We start from the raw sequence: 17,099 nt of genomic DNA on the forward strand, positions 1-17,099 counted from the left end.
CGGCGGATGATCGAGATCCGGAAGCAGAACCCCGCCTTCGGCCTCGGGACCTACACCGAACTGCAGTCCTCCAACCCGGCCGTCCTCGCCTTCCTGCGGGAGGCTCCCCTGTCCAAGGACGGAGGGGACGACCTGGTGCTGTGCGTGCACAACTTCTCGCGCTTCGCCCAGCCCACCGAACTGGACCTGAGCCGGTTCAAGGGGCGGTACCCGGTTGAGTTGTTCGGCGGGGTGCGCTTCCCGCCGGTCGGTGAACTGCCGTACCTGCTCACCCTCGCGGGGCACGGCTTCTACTGGTTCCGGCTGCGTCGCGACGCGGCCTAGAAGCCCGCGGCGGGGCGGTTCCTCCGGGTTTCCCCCGCCCCGCCCGGGGCACGCATCAGTAACACCCCGACCCCCCGGGGAAAGGAAATGTGACGCCATGGCGGAAACGGTCACACTCTCCGGCAAGACGACCCCCGGGCTCCTCGCGTCACTGGACCCTCTGCTGCGGGAGTGGCTGCCCCGCCAGCGCTGGTTCGCCGGCAAGGGGCGTCCGGTCACCGGGTTCTCGCTGGTGGCGGCCACCGAGCTGCTTCCGGTCGGCACCCGGCTGGGCCTCTACCACCTACTGGTGCGCGCCGAGCAGGGCGCCGGCCCCGGCGACTGCTACCAGCTGCTCATCGGCGTACGCGAGGCGCTGCCGCCCCGGCTGGCGCCCGCGCTGATCGGACACGTGACGCAGGGGCCGCTGGCCGGACGGACCGTGTTCGACGCCCTGTACGACACCCGGCCCGCCGAGGTGCTCCTGGAGGCCTTGCGCACCCGGGCGCGGATCGGTGCGCTGCGCTGCGAGCGGGAAGCCGGGCAGGAGATCCGGTCGGGGCTGGTCCCGCGCCGATTGACGGGCGAGCAGTCGAATTCGTCGATCGTCTATGGAGATACGTTCATCCTGAAGCTTTTGCGCCGGGTGGTGCCGGGCGTCAACCCGGACCTGGAACTGCCGCTGGCGCTGGCCCGCGAGGGCTGCCCCCGAGTGCCCGCGCCGACGGCCTGGATGGAGGCGCACCTCGACGACGAGCCCTATGTGCTGGCCGTGCTCCAGCCGTATGTGCAGGGCGCGGCGGACGGCTGGGAGCTGGCGCTGCGGGAGCTGGCCAAGGGCGAGGACTTCGCCGCGGAGGCGCGGGCGCTGGGGCGGGCCACCGCCGAGGTGCACGGGGCGCTGGCCCGGGCCCTGCCCACGGCGACGCTCGGCCACGCACAGATACAGCCGATGGCCGACGGCATGGCCGTCCGCCTCGACGCGGCCGCGCAGGCCGTGCCCGCTCTGCGCCCGTACGCGCCCGCGCTGCGCACCGCCTTCACGGCGCTGGCCGGTCTCGCGGCCGAGGGTCACACCTGGACCGCCCAGCGCGTCCACGGCGACCTGCACCTCGGGCAGTGCCTGCGCGCGGGCTCCGGGGAGTGGACGCTGATCGACTTCGAGGGGGAGCCGGCCCGGCCGCTGGCCGAGCGGCGCATGCCGCAGCCGGCGGTGCGGGACGTGGCGGGCATGCTGCGCTCCTTCGACTACGCGGCCCACTCGGCCGACCCGCCCACCCCGGGCTGGGCGCACGCCTGCCGGGCGGCCTACTGCTCCGGATACGCCGAGGTGGCGGACGCCGACCCGCGCACCGACCCCGTGCTGCTGCGGGCCTACGAGACGGACAAGGCCGTCTACGAGGTCGTCTACGAGGCCCGGCACCGGCCCGACTGGCTGCCCGTACCGCTGTCCGCGATACACCGCCTCGCCGCCCCCGACCTGCCTTGAGGAGGCTCCGTACGTGACTCCCCCGAAGAAGAAGTCCGCCGCGCAGAAAGCAGTGACCAAGAAGGCGGTGGCGAAGAAGGCGGCGAACAAGAAGGCCCAGGGGAAGGACAAGGGGAAGGAGAAGGCGGCGCCGGCGGTGAAAGCCGCCGCGACGACGCCGAAGACGCCGAAGACGCCTCCCGTGGCGCCGCCGGTCGCGCCCTTCTCCCCGGCCCTGGACGCCGTCGACCGCGAGCGTCTGCTGCACGGCGCCCATCACGCCCCGCACTCGGTGCTGGGCGCGCATCCGGCGCCCGGCGGGATCGTCTTTCGGGCGCTACGCCCGTACGCGCGGTCCGTCACGGTGCTCGCGGGTGACCTGCGCGCCGAGCTCCACGACGACGGCGACGGCTTCTTCTCCGGGCTGCTGCCCCTCACCGAGGTCCCGGCCTACCGGCTCCTCGTGGCGTACGAGGGCACGACCGTGGAGACCGAGGACGCCTACCGTTTCCAGCCCACGCTGGGCGAGCTGGACCTGCACCTGATCGGCGAGGGTCGGCACGAGCAGCTGTGGACGGTGCTCGGCGCGCACCCGAGGACCCACCAGGGCGTGCGCGGCACGAGCTTCTCGGTGTGGGCGCCGAACGCGCGCGGCGTGCGGCTGGCCGGCACCTTCAACTTCTGGGACGGCACCGGGTACCCGATGCGTTCGCTCGGTGGAACCGGGGTCTGGGAGTTGTTCGTGCCCGGGATCGGCGAGGGCGAGCTGTACAAGTTCGACATCACCCGCCCGGACGGCTCGCACACCCTGCGCGCCGACCCGCTGGCCCGGCGCACCGAGGTCCCGCCTGCGACGTCGTCGATCGTGCACGCCTCGGCGTACGAGTGGGGCGACGAGGAGTGGCTGGCGCGCCGGGCCGAGATACCCGTGCACAAGGCGCCCTTCTCCGTCTACGAGATCCATCTCCCGTCCTGGCGACCGGGTCTGACGTACCGTCAACTCGCCGACCAGCTCCCCGCCTACGTCAAGGACCTCGGTTTCACGCATGTCGAGCTGATGCCGGTCGCCGAGCATCCCTTCGGCGGCTCCTGGGGCTACCAGGTCACCGGTTTCTACGCGCCCACGGCCCGGCTCGGCACGCCGGACGACTTCAAGCACCTGGTGGACGCGCTGCACCGGGCCGGCATCGGCGTCCTGATGGACTGGGTCCCGGCGCACTTCCCGCGCGACGACTGGGCGCTGGCCGAGTTCGACGGCCGTCCGCTCTACGAGCACGAGGACCCGCTGCGTGCCGCCCACCCCGACTGGGGGACGCTGGAGTTCGACTTCGGCCGGCGTGAGGTGCGCAACTTCCTGGTGGCCAACGCCAGTTACTGGTGCGAGGAGTTCCACATCGACGGGCTTCGGGTGGACGCCGTCGCCTCGATGCTCTACCTCGACTACTCGCGCGAGCCCGGCCAGTGGACGCCGAACGAGCACGGCGGGCGGGAGAACCTGGACGCGGTGGCGTTCCTGCAGGAGATGAACGCGACCGTTTACCGCCGCAGCCCCGGGGTCGTCACGATCGCGGAGGAGTCCACGGCCTGGGACGGCGTCACGCGGGCCACGCACCACCCGGGCCCGAGCGGCTTCGGCGGGCTCGGCTTCGGCCTGAAGTGGAACATGGGCTGGATGCACGACTCGCTGGAGTACATGACCCACGAGCCGGTGCACCGCCGCTACCACCACCACGAGATGACCTTCTCGATGGTGTACGCCTACAGCGAGAACTACGTGCTGCCCATCTCCCACGACGAGGTGGTGCACGGCAAGCGCTCGCTGGTGTCGAAGATGCCCGGCGACTGGTGGCAGCAGCGCGCGAACCTGCGGGCGTACCTGGCGTTCATGTGGGCCCACCCGGGCAAGCAACTCCTCTTCATGGGGCAGGAGTTCGCCCAGGGAGCGGAGTGGTCCGAGGCGCACGGCCCCGACTGGTGGCTGCTGGACCCGGCCTACGGCGCCGAAGCCGACCACCGGGGTGTCCGGGACCTGGTCCGCGACCTGAACGGCGTCTACCGGACGACCCCGGCCCTGTGGCAGCAGGACACCGACCCCGCCGGTTTCCAGTGGATCGTCGGGGACGCCGCCGAGGACAACGTCTTCGCCTTCCTGCGCTACGACGCCGACGGCTCCCCGCTCCTGTCCGTCTCCAACCTCTCCCCCGTCGTCCGCCACGACTACCGCCTCGGCGTCCCCGACGACATCCCGGCCTGGCACGAGACCCTCAACACCGACGCGGCGGCCTACGGCGGCAGCGGCGTCGCCCACCCCCACCCGATCAAACCGGAACCCCACGCCCGCCACGGCCGCCCGGCCGCCGTCCGCCTGACGCTGCCACCCCTGTCGACGGTGTGGCTGCGACCGGCGTGACCGGACGGCCATAGAGGTTACGAGATGGCCCGGAGCCGGCCGTGCGACCGGCTCCGGAGTTCCTCGACGGCCCCAGCCGTGCTCTCGTCCGCGGGCAGGAAAACGACCAACTGCTGGGCATCGGCAGGGAGTTCGAGCGTCTCGCGGAGCAGGTTGAGCTCGTTCCCGCAGGGGTGGGCAAGCCGCAGGACTCCGCGAGGCGGGACCAGGGGGCTATTCAGCCGACGGGTGAACTCGGAGCCCGCCACGGGCGCGAGCTCGGCGGAGAACCACTCCGAGTTCTCCACGGACGGTCCGAGCCACAGGTCGAAGGCCTGCTCGTCCGCGACCTCGTCCCAGTCGGCGAAGAACGTCCGGGCGCGTGGATCGGTGAAGACGTAGCGCGTGAGGTTCGGGGCGTCGGTGTCGAGCAGCCCGGTCCCGCTCGTCACCGAGGCGAACGCGTCGGTGTGGGCGAGGACGTCGCCGAGCCGGTTGGTCACCAGGGCGATGCCCGGTTCGAGCAGGCGGAGCGTCCGCAGGACGGACGGGCGCACATGCCGGGTCGGTGCGGTGGGCCGGGGGTGTGTGACGCACTCGCCGCCGGTGATCTTCGCAAGGTAGCGCAGGTGACCGCGCTCGGCGGAGTCGAGGCTGAGCCCGTCCGCGAGGGCGTTGACCACGGCCACCGAGGGGTTGCGGTCGCGGCCCTGCTCGATGCGGGTCAGGTACTCGACGCTGATGCCGGCCCGCGTCGCGAGATCCGAGCGCCGCAGCCCCGGTGACCGGCGCCGGCCGCGCTCCGGCAGCCCCAGCGCCTGAGGCTGGATGCTGTCGCGCTTGGCCCGGATGAAATCCCCCAGCGGCGTCCCCATGTGCCCAGCGTAGGACGCCGGTCGCCGAATGCGGAGGGCTCAGCATGGCCCTGCGGGGGCCAGCCTGAGCCCGGCCTGGCTATCACCGCGCCGCGATCCGATGGTGGTGGGCATGGACATCAACAACAAGCCCAAGCTCGTGGTCGTCGTAGGAAGCGTGCGGCAGGGGCGGTTCGGCCCGGTCGTGGCCTCGTGGGTCGCCGAACAGGCCGAAGCCCACGGTGGTTTCGACGTGGAGGTCGTCGATCTGGCCGAGTTCGACGTGCCGTTGGCGCTGCCCGCGAGTTCACCGAAGTACGCCGGCGACGACTACCCCCGTCCGGCCGGGATGGCGGCCCTGACATCCGTGCTGGAGAGCGCGGACGCGTTCGTCATCGTCACCCCGGAGTACAACCACAGCTACCCGGCCTCCCTCAAGGCGGCCATCGACTGGCACTTCACCCAGTGGACGGCCAAGCCCGTCGCCTTCGTCAGCTACGGCGGCGCGGCGGGCGGCCGGCAGGCGGTGCTGCACCTGGAGAACGTGCTCACCGAGCTGCACTCGGTGACCATCCGAGACGGTCTCGCCTTCCCCAACTACTTCACCGCCTGGCAGGACGGCCGCCCGAACGACCCCCAGGCCCCTGGTTACGCCAAGACCCTGCTGGAGCAGCTGTCCTGGTGGGCGAGGGCGCTGCGCTCGGCCCGCGAGACGGTCCCCTACCCAGCCTGACCGGCGTTCCTCCCGCCGAACATCAGCCTGCGCAGCGCCGACAGCAGACCCCGCGCCTGAGGATCGGCGCCGCGGTCGGCGTCCGACGGGGCCAGGTCGGTGCGCGGTGCCGGTACGGGCCTGCGAGGGCCGTTCCCGCTCAGTTCGTACCGCACCGGCAGCAGCCGCAACCCCCGCACCACGGGCCCGGACCGCCACGGCAACTGGTCGGGCGGGAGGGTCAGTGCGGCCTGGGCGAAGTGGTCGAAGACGCGGCCCACCGCCGTCGTCACGATCAGCCCGCCCAGCTCGCGCGCGGCGCTCGGGCACTGGTGGGGGCCCGCGCCCCAGCCGAGGTGGGCGCGGGTGGAGACGGTGGGGCCGACCATGTGGGAGGAGCCGATGGCCAGGAGGTCCTGGTGGGCGGCGGCCGAGGACGGGGAGACGATGTCGCCCGCGCGGATCCAGAACCGCCCGAGCCGTACGTCCCGCGCGGCGAACCGGAAGCACATGTTGGCGACGGGCGGGTTGGCGAGGGCGGCGCGGTTGACGGTCTCGCCGAGCTGCCCCGCCGACAGGCTGCGGCGCACCGTCGCGTTGCCGCGCAGCACCTCCAGCAGGGTGTTGAGGACCATGTTGCCCGTGATGTCGTTGAGGTAGACGGCGTTCATGAACAGCTCCCGGCCGAGCTGTTCGTCGGTGAGGTCGGGGTCGGCGAGCATCAGGTACGAGGTGAGGTCGTCGCCGGGTCTGGCTCTGCGGTGGGCGGCGAGGCGGGTGAAGGCGGACAGTGCGCGGCCGGTGGCGGGGCCCGCGTCGGGGCCGCCGTCGAGCATCCGCCACAGGTCCATGACCAGTTCGTCGCCCAGCTCGACCGGGCAGCCGAACAGCTTGGCGGTGACCATCAGCAGCAGCGGCCGGGTGTACTGCGCGCCCAGGTCGGCGAAGCCGGTCCGGCCCGACTCGGCGGCCAGCAGCGCGACCAGCTCGTCGGCGTAACGGGCGACGGCCGCCCGCAGTTCCCAGCCCTCGGGGCTCCTGGCGTCCTGGAAGGGGCGCAGGGCGGCGTGGTGGGTGCGGCGGGCGGCCCGGTGCTCCTCGTCGTCCATGAACATCATCTGCCGCACCTCGTAGCCCGCGAGCAGCGGCCAGCCGGGAGGCAGTTCGCCCTGGGCGCGGGCCCGCCAGTGCCGTACGTCGCGCCGCCACCGGTTCTCGTTCCTGAGGACCTCCAGGACCTCCAGGTAGTCCAGTACGAGCCACACCGGCACGCCCATGAGGCCGACGGGCGCCACGGGACCGTACGTGCTGCGCAGTCGTCGGTACACCACGCCGGGGTCGGCGTCGAACTCCGACGTGAGCAGCGGCTCGACGGGCAGCGACCCGAGTGCGGGGCTGTCGGCCGGTGCGAGGGCGTGGGGCTGGGCTTCCATACCGCCACGCTTACCGCACCGGCCGTGCACACGCAGTGATCACTGCACGAACTGTTACGTCTTGGTGATCCCGCGTTACGTCAAGGCGTCGGCCAGCGCCTTCGGCAGCGGCCGGCTGTGCAGCACCCCCAGCCGCTGCGTCGCCCGCGTCAGGGCCACGTACAGGTCGCTGGTGCCGTACCGCCCGGGTTCCACCACCAGGACGGAGTCGAACTCCAGCCCCTTCGACTGGCGCGGGTCGAGCAGGACGACGGACCGCGTCAGGTCGGGCTCCGCGCCCGCCGTCACGCCGTCGAGCCGTGCCGCCAGTGTTCGGTGCAGCTCCCGCGGGGCGATCACCGCGAGTCGGCCCTCGGCGGGGGTCAGCTCGTCCACCGCCTTGGCCACCGCGCCCGGCAGGTCGTCGGTGGTGCGCACCCAGGGCCGCGCACCCGTCGACCGGACCGAGCTCGGCGGTTCGAAGCCGGGGTTCTCCGCGCGGACGACGGCCGCCGCGACCTCCATGATCTCGGCCGGGGTGCGGTAGTTGACGCCGAGGCGGGCGTGCTCCCAGCGGTCCTGGACATACGGATCCAGGATCCCCGCCCAGGAGCCGACGCCGGCCGGCTCCGCGGTCTGCGCCGGGTCGCCGACGAGGGTCATCGAGCGGGTCGGACTGCGCCGCATCAGCAGCCGCCACGCCATCGGCGACAGCTCCTGCGCCTCGTCGACGATGATGTGCCCGAACGCCCAGGTCCGGTCGGCCGCCGCGCGCTCGGCGGCGCTGCGGTGGTCGTCCTCCTCGTGCCGCTCGGCGAACCGCTCGGCGTCGATGATGTCGTGCGCGGAGAGGACTTCGGCGTCCTCCTCGTCCTTGTCCTCGAACTCGTAGGTGCGCGAGGCGTAGGAGACGTCGAGGACGCCCTGCGCGTAGGCGACCTGCGTCTCGCGCTCCCGCTCGGCCAGCGCCCGCCGCACCCGGTCGTCCTCGCCGAGCAGTTCGGCCGCCTCGTCGAGCAGCGGGACGTCCGCCACCGTCCACGCCCGCGTCACCGGGCGGCGGATGACGGCCGCGTCGTCGTCGGAGACGTACCCGACGGGGTCGGCGAGGAAGTCCGCGACCAGGCGCTGCGGGGTCAGGCGCGGCCACAACTGGTCGATGGCGGCCCAGACTTCGGGGTTCTCGGCGAGCTCGTCGCGGATCTGCGTGATGTCGCTCGGGTCCAGCAGATTCGAGCCGTCGAACGGGTCCGTGCCGATGCGTTCGGCGACCATGTCGGTGAGCGTGTTGAGGATGTGGCCCTCGAAGTGCTCGCGCGCCGCGTTGTGCGGGAGGCCCGCGGCGCGGGTGCGCTCGCGGGCCATCTTCACCAGGCCGTCGTCGAGCATCAGGATCTCGCGGTCGTGCTCGATCGCGATCACCGGATCGGGCAGCGCCTGCCAGTCGCGTACGACTTCGGCGAGGACGTCCGCCATGCCCGCGCGGCCCTTCACCGCGGCCGCCTCCCGGGTGTCGCTCGCCGTGCCCTTCACGCCCGGGAACAGCTCGCCGACCGTCGCCAGCAGTACGCCGGTCTCGCCGAGCGAGGGCAGCACCTCGCCGATGTAGCCGAGGAAGGCAGGGTTGGGGCCGACGATCAGGACGGCCCGCTTGGCGAGCAGTTCGCGGTGCTCGTAGAGGAGGTAGGCGGCGCGGTGCAGGGCGACGGCCGTCTTGCCGGTGCCGGGGCCACCCTCGACGACCAGGACCCCTCGGTGGGGAGCCCGGATGATCTCGTCCTGCTCGGCCTGGATGGTCTGCACGATGTCGTTCATGCGGCCGGTGCGGGCGGAGCTCAGCGCGGCGAGCAGCACGGCGTCGCCGGTCGGGTCCTCGTGGCCGGTCCGCTCCTGGTCCCCCAGGTCGAGGATCTCGTCGTGCAGGGCGGTGACCCGGCGGCCCTCGGAGGTGAGGTGCCGGCGCCTGCGCAGACCCAGCGGGGTGTGGCCGGTGGCCAGGTAGAAGGGGCGGGCGACGTCGGCCCGCCAGTCGATGAGGATCGGCGTGCGCTCGGCGTCGCCGGTGCGCAGGCCGATGCGGCCGATGTGGTGGCTGGTGCCGGAGGTGAGGTCGATGCGGCCGAAGCAGAGGGAGCCGTCCACCGCGTTCAGGGCGGCCAGCAGACCCGAGCGCTCGGCGACGAGGATGTCCCGCTCCAGCCGGGCCTGCATGGGCGTGTTGCCCTGGGCGAGCGCGTCGGTGACGGAGGACTCGGTGTCGTCACGCAGGGCGTCCACCCGTGCGTACACCCCGTCGATGAATTCCTGCTCGCGCCGCAATTCACTATCCGGAAAGTCGGTGTTTGACAATTCCACTCCCGCCCGCATATACTGTGCTCACTGAGCTTCTTTGCGACCAAATTCTATTGAAGTCGCGAACCATTGAATATACGCAAAGAAATCCCCCGGGCGCAATTGCCCGGGGGATTTCTTCGTATCCGGCGAGGTGTCCGGTGGGGTGTCAGAGCACCTCGGACAGCTCCTCCAGCAGCCGCCGCTTGGGCCGGGCCCCCACCATCGCCTTCACGGGCTCACCGTCGCGGAACACCATGAACGTCGGCATCGACAGCACCTTGTAGGCGTTGGTCGTCTCGGGGTTCAGGTCCACGTTCAACTGCACCACCTTCAGCCGCTCGCCCTCGTCCGCGGCGATCGCGCTCAGCACCGGCCCCATCTGCCGGCACGGCGGGCACCAGTCGGCGGTGAACTCCACCAGCACCGGCAACTCCGACCCGAGCACCTCCCACCCGAAATCCCCGTCCGTCACTTCCGCCACACCATCGGCTTTGATCACCGTGACTGCCCTCCCAGTTCGCACCCGGGTTCCGGACCCCCCGGAACCAGCGCCTCGGCGGCCAGTTCGTCGCGGGCCTGCTCGGCCCTGACCAATTGCCCCGCGACCGTCTCCCGCACCGCCCGCAGCTCCCCGATGAGCTCGTCCAGCTCCGCCAGCTTGCGGCGGTAGACCGCGAGCGACGCCGGGCAGGAGTCGCCCTCCGGGTGCCCGGCCCGCAGACACTCCACGAAGGGCCGTGTCTCCTCCAGGTCGAACCCGAAGTCCTGGAGCGTCCTGATCTGCCGCAGCAGCTTCAGGTCGTCCTCGTCGTACGTGCGGTATCCGTTGTCGTTCCGCCGGGCGGGCAGCAGCCCCCGGGACTCGTAGTACCGCAGCGTCCGGGTCGTGGTCCCGGCCCGCGCGGCCAGCTCGCCGATGCGCATGCCTACGAACGTACGGCTTGACGCCGACGTCAAGGCAAGAGCGGTTTACGTTCCACGGGCGAGGTCAGCACGATCGACGTCGTCGTACGGCCCAGGGCGGAGACGGCGTCGAGGACCTCCTCCAGGTGGACGGTGTCCCGGACAGCGACCTTCAGGATCCAGCAGTCCTCGCCGACCACGTGATGGACCTCGGTGATCTCGGGGCGCTCGATCAGCTCCAGGGTCCTCGGGTGCCGCAGGTTGTAGCCGCCGTGCGGGTCGACCCGGATGAACGCCTGGATGCCGTAGCCGAGCCGGGCGGGGCTGACGTGCGCGCCGTAGCCGGTGACGACGCCCGCGCCCTCCAGCCGCCGCACCCGCTCGGTGACGGCCGCCGGGCTCAGCCGGACCCGGCGCCCCAGCTCGCTGAGCCTGATCCGCCCGTCGGTCTGCAGCAGCTCCAGGATCTGCCGGTCCACCGCGTCGAATGCCACCGAGGTTTCGTCGGCGGCGGCGCGCAGATGCCGTGGTTCTTTCGGTGCACCGACCGGAACTCCCATGGTTCCCCCTTCAGGACAGGCGAATCCGTCGGGAGAATTATGGTCATGGAAAAGGAACGAGGGGTATCTCCGGCAGGCGTACGTCCACGCGAGGTCCTGGTCATCGGCGGGAACCGCTACTTCGGCAAGCGGCTGATCGCACGGCTGCTGGCCGCCGGAGACCGGGTGACGGTGCTGAACCGCGGATCGTCGGCCCCGCCCGCGGGCGCAACGCACCTGATCGCCGACCGCGACGACGAGAACTCCCTCGACTCCGCGCTCGGCTCACGCACCTTCGACGTCGTCGTCGACCAGGTCTGCTACACCCCGCGCCAGGCGGCCACCGCCCGCCGCGTGTTCGCCGACCGCACCCGCCGGTACGTGATGACGTCGACGGTCGAGGTGTACGAGTACGAGGACACGATCGCGCGGGTGCGGGAGACCGACGTCGATCCACTGAGCGTGCCGGTGGACCTCGAACTCCCCTGGAACGAGCCGGAGTTCCTCGACGCCCACTACGGCGAGGGCAAGCGGCAGGCGGAGGCCGTGTTCGCGGCGGAGCCGGCGTTTTTCTGGACGACCGTCCGGGTCGCCCATGTCCTGGGCGGGGACGACGACTTCACGGGACGGCTCACCCACTACGCCGACCGCATCCGCACCGGCGAGCCGATCACCGTCCCCACGGTGAACCACCCGGCGACGTACATCCACGTGGAGGAGATCGCCGCCTTCCTCTTCTGGGCGGTGGGCCAGGACTTCACCGGCCCGGTCAACGCGGCCTCGCACGGCACGCTGACGACATGGGAGCTGTGCGAGGCGGTGGCGGCGCACGCCCCCGGCGGCACGACGGTGTTCCAGGAGGCCGAGGTCGGCACGGTCTCCCCGTTCTCCTTCCGCCGCTTCCACGGCATGGACAACTCCCGTGCCACGCGGCTCGGGTTCACGTTCACCGCCGCGCGGGACTGGCTGGGGCGGGCGGTCGCCGAGACCCTGGGGACGGTGACCTGACATGCGCCGACGCAGCCTTGGGATGATGCGCGTGAGCGCGATCGGACTGGGCGCGATGCCGCTGTCCATCGAGGGCCGCCCCGACGAGGCCCGCGCCCTGGCGACGGTCCACGCGGCACTGGACGCCGGCGTGACCCTGCTGGACACGGCCGACTCCTACCATCTGCCGGGCGGCGACCCCGGCCACAACGAACGCCTCCTGGCCCGCGCCCTGGCCGCCTACGGCAGCATCCCGGACGACGTGCTGGTGGCGACGAAGGGCGGCCGGGGCAGACCGGGCGGAGCAACGGACTGGACGGTCGACGGCGACCCTCGTCACCTGAAGTCGGCCGCCAAGGCCTCCCTGCGCCGACTGGGCGTCGAGGCGATCGGCCTGTACCAGCTCCACAAGCCCGACCCGAGGGTCCCCTTCGAGGAGTCGGTGGGAGCGCTGCGGGACCTCCTCGACGCGGGCGTCATCCGGCTGGCAGGCGTGTCCAACACGGACGCGGACCAGATCTGCCGCGCCCACGCGATCCTCGGCGACCGGCTCGTGTCGGTCCAGAACCGCTACTCGCCCGCCGTCGGAGACAGCGAGCCCGAGCTGCGCCTGGCGGCCGAACTGGGCCTGGCGTTCCTCCCCTGGAGCCCTCTGGGCGGCATCTCCCGCAGCTCCCTGGAGCGGCCGGCCGGGGCGAGGGGCGGCGAACCTCGATTCGGCGCGTTCCACGACATCGCCCGCGAGCGGGACGTGAGCCCGCAGCGGATCTGCCTCGCCTGGCTGCTGTCCCGCTCCCCCACGGTTGTCCCCATCCCGGGCGCGACCCGCCCGGAGACCGTACGGGACTCGGCGGCGGCAGCCGATCTGTTCCTGGAGCCGGAGGAGGTGGCGCGCCTGGAGGCGACGGTGGAACAGGGCCGGGCACCCGAGCGGTGAGACGGACAGACGAAAAAAACCGGGCGACCGAGCCACGGGGGAGTGCTCGGCCGCCCGGAGACGGTGGGGTGGAGACGGTGGGGACGGGGGTGGTGCGGGTGGAGAAGGTGGGGACGGGGATGGGGGTGGGGTGGTGCCCGGGTGTCCGGCCCCGGTTCAGGCGGGGCCGGGCACCCGGAGTCGGGGGCCCGTGAAGCGGATCAGGCCTTGGCGAGTTCCTTCTCGCCGCCCTCGCGCTGCTCGGGCAGGTCCGCGGAGTCGTCCTCGGCCTCGTCCTCGTGGTCGAGCAGGGTCTTCTCGTCGAAGGGCAGACCCCCGGCGAGCACCAGCTGGACGCGCTCCTTGTCGATCTCCTTGGTCCAGGTGCCGACCAGGACGGTGGCGACGGCGTTGCCCGCGAAGTTGGTGAGGGCGCGGGCCTCGCTCATGAAGCGGTCGATACCGACGATGAGACCCATGCCGTCCACCAGGGCGGGCTTGTGCGACTGCAGACCGCCGGCCAGGGTCGCCATGCCGGCGCCGGTGACACCGGCCGCGCCCTTGGAGGCGACGAACAGGAAGAGCAGCAGCGGGATCTGCTCGCCGATCGACATCGGCGTGCCCATGGCGTCGGCGATGAAGAGGGACGCCATGGTCATGTAGATCATGGTGCCGTCGAGGTTGAAGGAGTAGCCGGTCGGGACGGTGATGCCGACGACGGGCTTGCTGACGCCCAGGTGCTCCATCTTCGCGATGAGCCGCGGCAGCGCCGACTCGGAGGAGGAGGTGGACAGGATCAGCAGGAACTCACGGGCGAGGTACTTGAAGAACGTCAGGATGTTCAGGCCCGCGACGATCCGCAGCAGCGCGCCGAGCACGATGAAGACGAACAGGAAGCACGTGGTGTAGAAGCCGAGCATCAGAACGGCGAGGCTCTTGAGCGCGTCCACGCCCGCCGAGCCGACGACCGCGGCCATCGCGCCGAACGCGCCGATCGGGGCGGCCCACATGACCATCGACAGGACACGGAAGACGAGCCGCTGGATGTGCTCGACGCCGCGCAGCACCGGCTGGCCGGACTTGCCCATGGCCTGCAGGGCGAAACCGCACAGCAGCGCGATGAGCAGGGTCTGCAGGACGTCCGGCTGGGTGAACGCGGAGACCATCGTGGTGGGGATGATGCCGAGCAGGAACTCGGTGGTGTCCTTGGCCTCCGCGGAGACCTGGGCCTGACCGGTCTCCTTCACCGCGTTGGTGATGTGGAGCCCGGTGCCCGGCTCCAGGATGTTGCCGACGACCAGACCGATGCTGAGCGCCACGAGCGACATGACCACGAAGTAGCCGAGCGCGATACCGCCGACCTTGCCGACCTTGGCGGCCTTGCGCACGGATCCGATGCCGAGAACGATCGTGCAGAAGATGATCGGCGGGATCATCATCTTGATCAGGTTCACGAAACCGGTGCCGATGGGCTTCAGCTCGACGGCGAAGTCGGGGGCGATCAGACCCACGGCGATGCCGATGGCGACCGCGACGATCACCGCGATGTAGAGATAGTGGGTGCGGTCCCGCTTGATCGCGGGTGCGGCAGGTGCCGTATCGGGGGTGCTGCTGGCGGCCACGGCTGCCCTCCTTGACGTCTTCGTCGGCATCACCGGCGTGCGGCTCACGTCCGGGGAGTTATGGGGGAATGCGGCGACTATCCCCCGCCCCTGTGAGGGCGGTCACCCTTCCGTTCATTTAGTTCACACTTAACCTCGGAGGCACACTGACGACATGCGCATCCCCGACCTCCCGAGACCACGCAGTCTCGCCGGCCAGCTCTTCGCCATGCAGGCCGTGCTGATAGCGGTGCTCGTCGCGGGATACGCGCTGTTCACGTACGTCAGCGATCGCAGCCAGGCCGAGGACGCGGCGGGCCGCCAGGCCAAGGCCGTGGCCCGGTCGGTCGCCGACTCCCCCTCGGTACGGTCGGCCATCAGCACCCCGAACCCCACCGCCGAGCTCCAGCCCTACGCCGTGCGCGTCATGAAGGACGCGGAGGTCGACTTCGTCACGATCATGAATCCGCAGGGCATCCGCTGGACCCACCCGGACGTGAGTCAGATCGGCCAGCGCTTCCGCGGCAACACCGCCAAGGCGCTGAAGGGCGAGACGTTCACCGAGACCTACACCGGCACCCTCGGCACGTCCGTCCGCGCCGTCACCCCGATCAAGGACGGCAACGAGCGGATCATCGGACTGGTCAGCGCGGGCATCAAGGTCGAGTCGATCAGCAAGCGGGTGCAGGACCAGGTGACGGCCCTGTTCGGGGTGGCCGTCGGTGCGCTCGCCCTCGGCGCGATCGGCACGTACGTCATCAACGCGTCCCTGCGCCGGCACACCCATGGCATGAACGCGGCGGAGCTGAGCCGGATGCACGACTACCACCAGGCCGCGTTGCACGCGGTGCGCGAGGGGTTGCTGATGCTGGACGGGCAGTACAGGGTGGCGCTGATCAACGACGGCGGCCAGGAGCTGCTGGGCGTCTCCGGAGAGGTGGTGGGCACGTCGGTGGCGGACCTCGGCCTGCCGGCCCCGCTGACGGGCGCGCTGCTCGCCTCGGAACCCCGGGTGGACGAGGTCCATCTGGCGGCGGACCGGGTGCTGGTGGTGAACACCTCCCCGGTGTCGGGCGGCGAGCGCAGGGGCACCGTCGTCACCCTGCGCGATGTGACCGAACTCCAGTCCCTGATGGGTGAGTTGGACTCCGAGCGGGGCTTCACTCAGGCGCTGCGCTCACAGGCGCACGAGGCGGCGAACCGCCTGCACACGGTGGTCTCGCTGATCGAGCTGGGCCGCGCGGAGGAGGCCGTGGACTTCGCGACGGCGGAACTGGAACTGGCCCAGGCGCTGACCGACCAGGTGGTCGCGGCGGTCAGCGAGCCGGTCCTGGCGGCCCTGCTGCTGGGCAAGACGGCCCAGGCCAACGAGCGGGGCGTGGAGCTGGTGGTCTCACCGGACAGCGACCTGGACGACGGGCTGCTCCCCGAGTCGCTGCCGGCCCGGGACCTGGTGACGATCCTGGGCAACCTCATCGACAACGCCGTCGACGCGGCGCAGGGCAGCGTGCCGGCGCGGGTGACCGTGACCGCGTACACGCAGGGCGACGAGCTGCTGCTCCGGGTGACGGACACCGGAACGGGCGTGGACCCCGCGCACGCCTCCCTGGTCTTCGAACGCGGCTTCTCCACGAAACCGGCCGGGCCGGGCGGCCGGGGCCTCGGACTGGCCCTGGTCCGGCAGGCCGTGCACCGGCACGACGGGACGCTGTCGGTGGCGGAGGCGGAGGGCGGCGGAGCCGAGTTCACGGTCAGTCTGCCGTTGCGGGCGAGCTCCGCGTCCGGTACATCCGGTTCCGCGTCGGCGTCCGGGTCGGCGCCTACGTCTGGAGGCAGGGGATGACGGCCGAGGAGCCGATCAGAGTACTGGTCGTCGAGGACGATCCGGTCGCCGCGGACGCCCATGTCATGTACGTCGGGAGGGTGCCGGGCTTCGTCGCGGTCGGGAAGGCTCACACGGGTGCGGAAGCCCGCCGCCTGCTCGACCGCACACCGGTGGACCTGCTCCTGCTCGACCTCCACCTCCCCGACGCGCACGGGCTGCAACTGGCCCGCTCGCTCCGCGCGGCCGGCTACCACGCCGACGTGATCGCGGTGACGTCGGCGCGGGACCTGACGGTGGTGCGCGAGGGCGTCTCCCTGGGGGTCGTCCAGTACGTACTGAAACCGTTCACGTTCGCAACCCTGCGGGACCGGCTGGTCCGGTACGCCGAGTTCCGGGGTGCCGCGGGCGAGGCGAGCGGCCAGGACGAGGTCGACCGCGCCCTGGCCGCCCTGCGCGCACCCGGGCCCGCCGCGCTCCCGAAGGGCCTGAGTGCACCGACCCTGGAGCGGGTGACGGAGACGGTACGGGAGGCTCAGGAGGGGCTCACCGCGGCGGGCGTCGCCGAGGCGGTGGGAATCTCCCGGATCACCGCCCGGCGGTACCTGGAACACCTGGTCGAGGCCGGACGAGCGGAACGCAAGCCGCTGTACGGGCAGGTCGGGAGGCCGGAACTGGTGTACCGATGGGTACGGGGTGCCGGAAAGGGACGGTGAGACGGGGTCACCCCCCGGCTCCGTCACCACTGCCGACTCCTCCACCACCCCCGGCTCCGTCACCACTGCCGACTCCGTCACCGCCCCCGACGCCGTCACCACTGCCGACTCCGCCACCACCCCCGACGCCGTCACCACTGCCC

General features: G+C 71.5%; 15 protein-coding genes. 8 read left to right on the top strand and 7 right to left on the bottom strand.

What is annotated here, in order from left to right:
- The 3 genes from ACIBTS_RS32845 to glgB all read left to right on the top strand — a co-directional run.
- A partial coding sequence (locus ACIBTS_RS32845) for an alpha-glucosidase C-terminal domain-containing protein (RefSeq protein WP_399324270.1) occupies positions 1 to 324 on the top strand: 324 nt, incomplete at its 5' end.
- A gap of 97 nt (positions 325 to 421) precedes the next feature.
- On the top strand, positions 422 to 1,792 hold the full coding sequence (locus ACIBTS_RS32850; protein WP_399324271.1) for a maltokinase: 1,371 nt from the start codon (positions 422 to 424) through the stop codon (positions 1,790 to 1,792).
- A gap of 13 nt (positions 1,793 to 1,805) precedes the next feature.
- Positions 1,806 to 4,181: a 1,4-alpha-glucan branching enzyme gene (gene glgB / locus ACIBTS_RS32855; RefSeq protein WP_399324273.1), complete on the top strand. Its 2,376-nt coding sequence runs from the start codon at positions 1,806 to 1,808 to the stop codon at positions 4,179 to 4,181.
- A gap of 17 nt (positions 4,182 to 4,198) precedes the next feature.
- On the opposite strand, the gene ACIBTS_RS32860 is transcribed toward glgB, so the two are convergent.
- Complete coding sequence (locus tag ACIBTS_RS32860) at positions 4,199 to 5,035, bottom strand: helix-turn-helix domain-containing protein (protein ID WP_399324275.1); 837 nt, start codon at positions 5,033 to 5,035, stop codon at positions 4,199 to 4,201.
- 112 nt (positions 5,036 to 5,147) lie between these two features.
- Between ACIBTS_RS32860 and ACIBTS_RS32865 the strand changes: the two genes are divergently transcribed.
- Entirely contained in the window at positions 5,148 to 5,747 is a 600-nt protein-coding gene (locus ACIBTS_RS32865; protein WP_399324277.1) for an NADPH-dependent FMN reductase, read from the top strand.
- Here the strand turns inward: ACIBTS_RS32865 and ACIBTS_RS32870 are convergent.
- From ACIBTS_RS32870 to ACIBTS_RS32890, 5 genes are all read right to left on the bottom strand, one after another.
- Positions 5,735 to 7,159, bottom strand: coding sequence for a cytochrome (locus tag ACIBTS_RS32870; protein WP_399324279.1), 1,425 nt, complete (start codon positions 7,157 to 7,159; stop codon positions 5,735 to 5,737). The genes ACIBTS_RS32865 and ACIBTS_RS32870 overlap by 13 nt on opposite strands.
- A 75-nt stretch (positions 7,160 to 7,234) precedes the next feature.
- A complete protein-coding gene (locus ACIBTS_RS32875) occupies positions 7,235 to 9,505 on the bottom strand; it encodes a HelD family protein (RefSeq protein WP_399324281.1) in 2,271 nt (756 codons plus the stop codon).
- Positions 9,506 to 9,638: 133 nt separating this feature from the next.
- Positions 9,639 to 9,971 (bottom strand): thioredoxin family protein, encoded by a 333-nt coding sequence (locus ACIBTS_RS32880; RefSeq protein WP_399324283.1) that lies wholly within the window; start codon positions 9,969 to 9,971, stop codon positions 9,639 to 9,641.
- A complete protein-coding gene (locus ACIBTS_RS32885) occupies positions 9,968 to 10,396 on the bottom strand; it encodes a MerR family transcriptional regulator (RefSeq protein WP_319346342.1) in 429 nt (142 codons plus the stop codon). The genes ACIBTS_RS32880 and ACIBTS_RS32885 overlap by 4 nt, the downstream gene beginning before the upstream one ends.
- Before the next feature lie 29 nt (positions 10,397 to 10,425).
- A complete protein-coding gene (locus ACIBTS_RS32890) occupies positions 10,426 to 10,935 on the bottom strand; it encodes an Lrp/AsnC family transcriptional regulator (protein ID WP_399324285.1) in 510 nt (169 codons plus the stop codon).
- Between the two features lie 39 nt (positions 10,936 to 10,974).
- On the opposite strand from ACIBTS_RS32890, the gene ACIBTS_RS32895 reads away from it, so the two are divergent.
- Positions 10,975 to 11,922 (top strand): NAD-dependent epimerase/dehydratase family protein, encoded by a 948-nt coding sequence (locus ACIBTS_RS32895; RefSeq protein WP_399324287.1) that lies wholly within the window; start codon positions 10,975 to 10,977, stop codon positions 11,920 to 11,922.
- A 1-nt stretch (position 11,923) separates the two neighbouring features.
- Positions 11,924 to 12,838 (top strand): aldo/keto reductase, encoded by a 915-nt coding sequence (locus ACIBTS_RS32900; RefSeq protein WP_399324289.1) that lies wholly within the window; start codon positions 11,924 to 11,926, stop codon positions 12,836 to 12,838.
- A 200-nt stretch (positions 12,839 to 13,038) separates the two neighbouring features.
- Here the strand turns inward: ACIBTS_RS32900 and ACIBTS_RS32905 are convergent, their stop codons facing one another.
- Positions 13,039 to 14,469 (bottom strand): cation:dicarboxylate symporter family transporter, encoded by a 1,431-nt coding sequence (locus ACIBTS_RS32905; protein WP_399324424.1) that lies wholly within the window; start codon positions 14,467 to 14,469, stop codon positions 13,039 to 13,041.
- Positions 14,470 to 14,593: 124 nt separating this feature from the next.
- On the opposite strand from ACIBTS_RS32905, the gene ACIBTS_RS32910 reads away from it, so the two are divergent.
- Together ACIBTS_RS32910 and ACIBTS_RS32915 are read left to right on the top strand one after the other, a co-directional pair.
- Complete coding sequence (locus ACIBTS_RS32910) at positions 14,594 to 16,261, top strand: ATP-binding protein (RefSeq protein ID WP_399324291.1); 1,668 nt, start codon at positions 14,594 to 14,596, stop codon at positions 16,259 to 16,261.
- A complete protein-coding gene (locus ACIBTS_RS32915; protein ID WP_319677453.1) occupies positions 16,258 to 16,956 on the top strand; it encodes a response regulator in 699 nt (232 codons plus the stop codon). The genes ACIBTS_RS32910 and ACIBTS_RS32915 overlap by 4 nt, the downstream gene beginning before the upstream one ends.
- Positions 16,957 to 17,099 lie beyond the last annotated feature (143 nt).

This window comes from Streptomyces sp. NPDC050121, assembly GCF_044460385.1.
GTDB lineage: Bacteria > Actinomycetota > Actinomycetes > Streptomycetales > Streptomycetaceae > Streptomyces > Streptomyces soliscabiei.